The organism is Priestia sp. 10L35, from assembly GCF_056395685.1.
The window spans coordinates 1-4,307 of record NZ_JBFTKA010000033.1 but is presented as its reverse complement, the minus strand read 5'-3'; the positions used below and the strand labels follow the sequence as shown (position 1 = coordinate 4,307).

At 32.4% G+C, this 4,307-nt stretch carries 3 protein-coding genes and 2 pseudogenes; 2 read left to right on the top strand and 3 right to left on the bottom strand.

Annotated elements, in window-relative coordinates:
* Positions 1 to 291 precede the first annotated feature (291 nt).
* Together AC1DEF_RS28910 and bshA are read right to left on the bottom strand one after the other, a co-directional pair.
* The gene (locus tag AC1DEF_RS28910; protein WP_097825598.1) at positions 292 to 762 is read right to left on the bottom strand and encodes a DinB family protein; all 471 of its coding nucleotides are present in this window, start codon (positions 760 to 762) and stop codon (positions 292 to 294) included.
* 154 nt (positions 763 to 916) lie between these two features.
* Positions 917 to 2,056, bottom strand: coding sequence for an N-acetyl-alpha-D-glucosaminyl L-malate synthase BshA (bshA, locus tag AC1DEF_RS28905; protein ID WP_318331575.1), 1,140 nt, complete (start codon positions 2,054 to 2,056; stop codon positions 917 to 919).
* A 360-nt stretch (positions 2,057 to 2,416) separates the two neighbouring features.
* Here bshA and AC1DEF_RS28900 point away from each other — a divergent pair.
* A pseudogene (locus AC1DEF_RS28900) lies at positions 2,417 to 2,676 on the top strand (DNA-binding protein).
* Between the two features lie 248 nt (positions 2,677 to 2,924).
* Here AC1DEF_RS28900 and AC1DEF_RS28895 read toward each other — a convergent pair.
* The gene (locus AC1DEF_RS28895) at positions 2,925 to 3,350 is read right to left on the bottom strand and encodes a hypothetical protein (RefSeq protein WP_097825595.1); all 426 of its coding nucleotides are present in this window, start codon (positions 3,348 to 3,350) and stop codon (positions 2,925 to 2,927) included.
* A 648-nt stretch (positions 3,351 to 3,998) separates the two neighbouring features.
* Between AC1DEF_RS28895 and AC1DEF_RS28890 the strand changes: the two are divergent.
* A pseudogene (locus AC1DEF_RS28890) lies at positions 3,999 to 4,307 on the top strand (hypothetical protein); the annotation flags it as partial.

Genomic DNA, 4,307 nt, shown 5'->3' with positions numbered 1-4,307 from the left:
ACCATATAACTCAGCTGTTTCTTTATATGAATATTGCTTATTGATGTAGAAATCTACAGCTTTTAACTTTGTTTCAAGTGTGTGTTTTGACATAAAAAACTGCACCTCCAATTATTAGTTTTTGTCTAACAATTGGGGTGCAGTTCAGACTAGCCAGTAGTTGAAGAAGACATCTTATAAAACCTATCTAATACAAGGTAATAACGTGAACCTCACCCTCTCTTTTTAACATAAAGAAAAGGAGAAAATAGCTATACTTGTCGATAACTTTGTTATATCATCTTATCAAATTCAATTTTTCACACCCACATGTTCAATTATTCGCTTCATTGCCTGAATCTGTCCCATATGAGTTGCTTCATGCATCAGTGTAACACCCGCCAGCTCTCCAAAGGTTTTACATCCTAGAAATGGCTTTTCCAAGGTATTGTTTAACTGTTCAGCAGGAATTTGCTGAATACGAGCCAATTGATCTTTTAGCTGTATCATAAGCTCATCCATAGTAGGTACATCCCCCGTCCAATCGGCTGGTTTCGTACCATTTCCGAACAATTCCATATAGTTTGCTGGAAGATGGGTTGTTGCATGAGGAAAACCAAACATAGTTTGTTCAGTAATTGTCAAAACGTGACCTGTATGCCAATGAATTGTGTTGTTAAAACCATCTGGCTGCACATCAGTTTGATCCTCCGAAACAGCCCCTATGATTTTGAGGAAGTACTCTCTTCCGATTTCAAATTGCTTGAATACAAGTTTGTTCATCTTTTTCTCCCCTTTCACTGATACAATCATCCATATTATAACACCTGCAGGGAGAGAAGAATATAATTTAGGTACCTCTAGTGCTTCAAAATATCCGTACCCAGTTAACATAATTTATCTATACTTGTCGTTTATACTTTATTAATAGATTGCCTTATTCACTTCGTCTAATTAAGTTGAAATAAAGATCTTCATATTGCTTTACGATGAGATTTGCTCTAAATTTTTCATTTGCAACTTGAATAGATCGGTCTGAAAAACACTTATGTATAGTCTCATTCGTTAAAATATAAATGGCTTTATCGGCAATAGTATTTATATCGCCTAGATCACAAATAAACCCAGTTTCTCCTTCAATAATAACCTCTGGTATTCCTCCAATATTGGTTCCTATGCAAGGAACTCCACAAGCCATCGCTTCTAAAGCAACGAGTCCGAAACTTTCTTTTTGAGAAAGAAGTAGCATTAAATCACTCATAGAATATAGCTCTTCCACGTTACTTTGCTTACCAAGGAAGAGAACCTTACCTCTTAAGTTTAGTTCACTAACGAGGTCACAAATTATCGTCACTTCTGGTCCGTCTCCCACAAGTAAAAGCTTAGCTGGTATGCTCTCTGCAATTTTTGCAAAGGTTTTTATAACATCAGTAACACGCTTTACTGCTCTAAAATTTGACACATGAATAATGACTTTCTCTTCTGGTGGGATACCATATTCTGCTTTCAAATAAGTTGAATCGATTTTTTGATAAACTCGTTCATCAATGAAATTATATATTGCTTCGATGGGCTTATCAGGCTTAATTAGATCATAAGTTTGGGAGACTAATGATTTAGAAACAGCTGTTACAGTATCCGATTTTTCAATTCCAAATCTAATAGCGTCAGTTAGAGATGGATCATCTCCTAAAACAGTAATATCTGTGCCATGTAAAGTTGTCACGATTTTCACATTTCTCCCACTTATTTGCTTAGCTAATATAGCACAAACTGCATGAGGAACAGCATAATGTACATGTAAAATGTCTAATTCTTCTCTATTAATAACCTCAGCCATTTTATTGGCTAACGCAATATCATAAGGTGGGTATTGAAATACAGAATATTGACTGATCTCAACCTGATGATAATAAATATTACAATTTCTTTCCTTTAATCGAAAAGGGAGACTAGAAGAGATAAAATGAATTTTATGTCCTTTTTCAGCTAACATTTTTCCCAACTCGGTTGCGACTACCCCTGAGCCACCTACTGTTGGATAGCATGTAATTCCAATCTTTAGTTTCATATTCATTTCTCTCCTTTTATTTACTATTTTGTGAATTCACTCTACAAAATAGCTCTTTTTCGCTTTAAAAAACCGATTTATATTTTATAACATAATGAATTTTAGATAAACCATTAAATATATATGAATGGTATTTATTTATATAACTCAGTTAGAGATTCATGAACATTAACTTTTTTCTTACACTTCTATCTCATGCAGAACTAACTTGATCTTTCAATATGGAAGATTTATATATATCCCCTACGAATCTAGTTAAGTGGAAGCGAATAATGTATACAAACTATCTTTCTATTAATTTTATGATAAAATGGTTTTTGTGGAAATAATTAGGAGGGTTCTTGTTTTGGAAATAAGTTTTTTTGGATTGCTGTGGGATTAGCTGCCTTTGGTTATTTTATAGGTGATGGTTTAAAGAATTTTGGTAAATCTCAAAAAAACCAAGTTATCCTTATCTGATTAAAGAAAAAGATCTACATTATCATTTTAATTTAAGTAAGGGTGAAATTGAAGAATTGTTAAATAAATATCCTGGTGCTCCTAAAATAGAGCTTAAAGGGACTACATATTATCCTTATCAACAATTCATCGATTGGTTATCTTCTAACGAAATTTATAAGACTTAAAACAGAGGAAGCATTTAGTCTTTAAACAACTAGATGCTTTCTCTGTTTTAAGTATGAATGCCGGTAAAAGGTTTTATGTTAACTACAAATATATAGGATATAAACCAGAAAAACCAACCTGTGAGCTCTAAAGGTTGGTTTTTCTGGTTTTGTAAACGGAGTATAGGAGAGTTACTTATATGATACCTCACGGTGTCTTGGATAGTTTGCTCAGCATAGAATAAATTCATGTATTGAAATGCAAAGAATTAGTGTTTTCTTATACTTAACATTTTAGTAGCATGGTCTAAATGTTTTTCTGATTCCTCCAACCGTTTTTGGGTTTTCACTAAAGATTTTTGAACAGATGAAGATGTAACAGCTAGAACTTCAATACTCTTGGTTTCTGTACATACGAGGTGACCTATACCATCTTTCCATTGGATCGTACATTTAAAATTCCCAAATAACTTATTACTTGTTTGTAAAATCAAATTTTTTGTTATAGGATCAGAATTAGCACCCTGCGAGAGCATTGGTATCGCTTTACTTCGATCTTCTTTATGAATAATATTCCATATATTAGACGTAGGAGGAAAATAGGTATGGGTTATATTTGAAGAATTTAAAATTGTACCTTCTTGATTGATTTGAAAATAAGGAACAGGAATCCATTTAGTTTGACTAGTATTCATGTTCTATCTCCTTTAAGTTAATAATTTTCGTTTTTAAGATACATATTATATACATCTTAAAAACGAACCACGGATGTTGTCAACTTTAAACATTGAGGAAGTGTCTATTTTTAAGATATAGAAGACAAAAAAATCCTTTGTCCATACAGGCAAAGGATTTTCAAATTTATTGGAATAGGGGGAATACGTTATTAGTTTGGCCAGATTTGTAGATTCATATACATATGCCTTTAAAAATAAATATTGTAATTGTTTTTTGACGGAAATAACCTTATCTATGTTTTATAATTCGTTAAGTAAATAATAAAGTATTGTATTTATTATTAATGTTTTACTATTTACAGTTAGTGACAACAAATACAACGTCAGTCCCCGTTCTACTTTAAGGGTGCTTTTTCGTATAGGAATAATTCGATGAACAAAAAAATTAAATAGCAAGACGACTAAGAGAAAGGTTAGTTAATAATGAATGAACTAAACCAATAAGAAAAACAATTATGAATATAACCTTGAAAATACTGGATTTTCCGAAATGTAATCATAAAATGTAGCTGCTAAATAATTAAATAGAATAAGTTGTACAATCGATTTATAAATTATAAACATAGAAAGACTTCTTAATTGAAATAAAAAAGGAGGTTATAGTAGATGTCTCAAACTACTATCCCCAGATCTGCCGTGCGCGGTACAGCAGCTGGAGTTATCTTCATGGCATTTTTCGGAACCCTTTGGGCAGGAATTGGAATTAGAGGAATGCAGGGGTGGGCATTTTTTGTACTTATCATCCTGTCTTTATTGATTGGAGTCATATTATTTATCGGTGCAATTGCATTAATAAAGAAGTCTAGTACATTATCTAATGAAGTAATCAAAAAGGATACGGAGCAGTGGAGAAAAAAGAATATATGGTTCGGTATTATTTTTAGTTTAGAAGGCCTTTTGATTGCTATGGCTTCT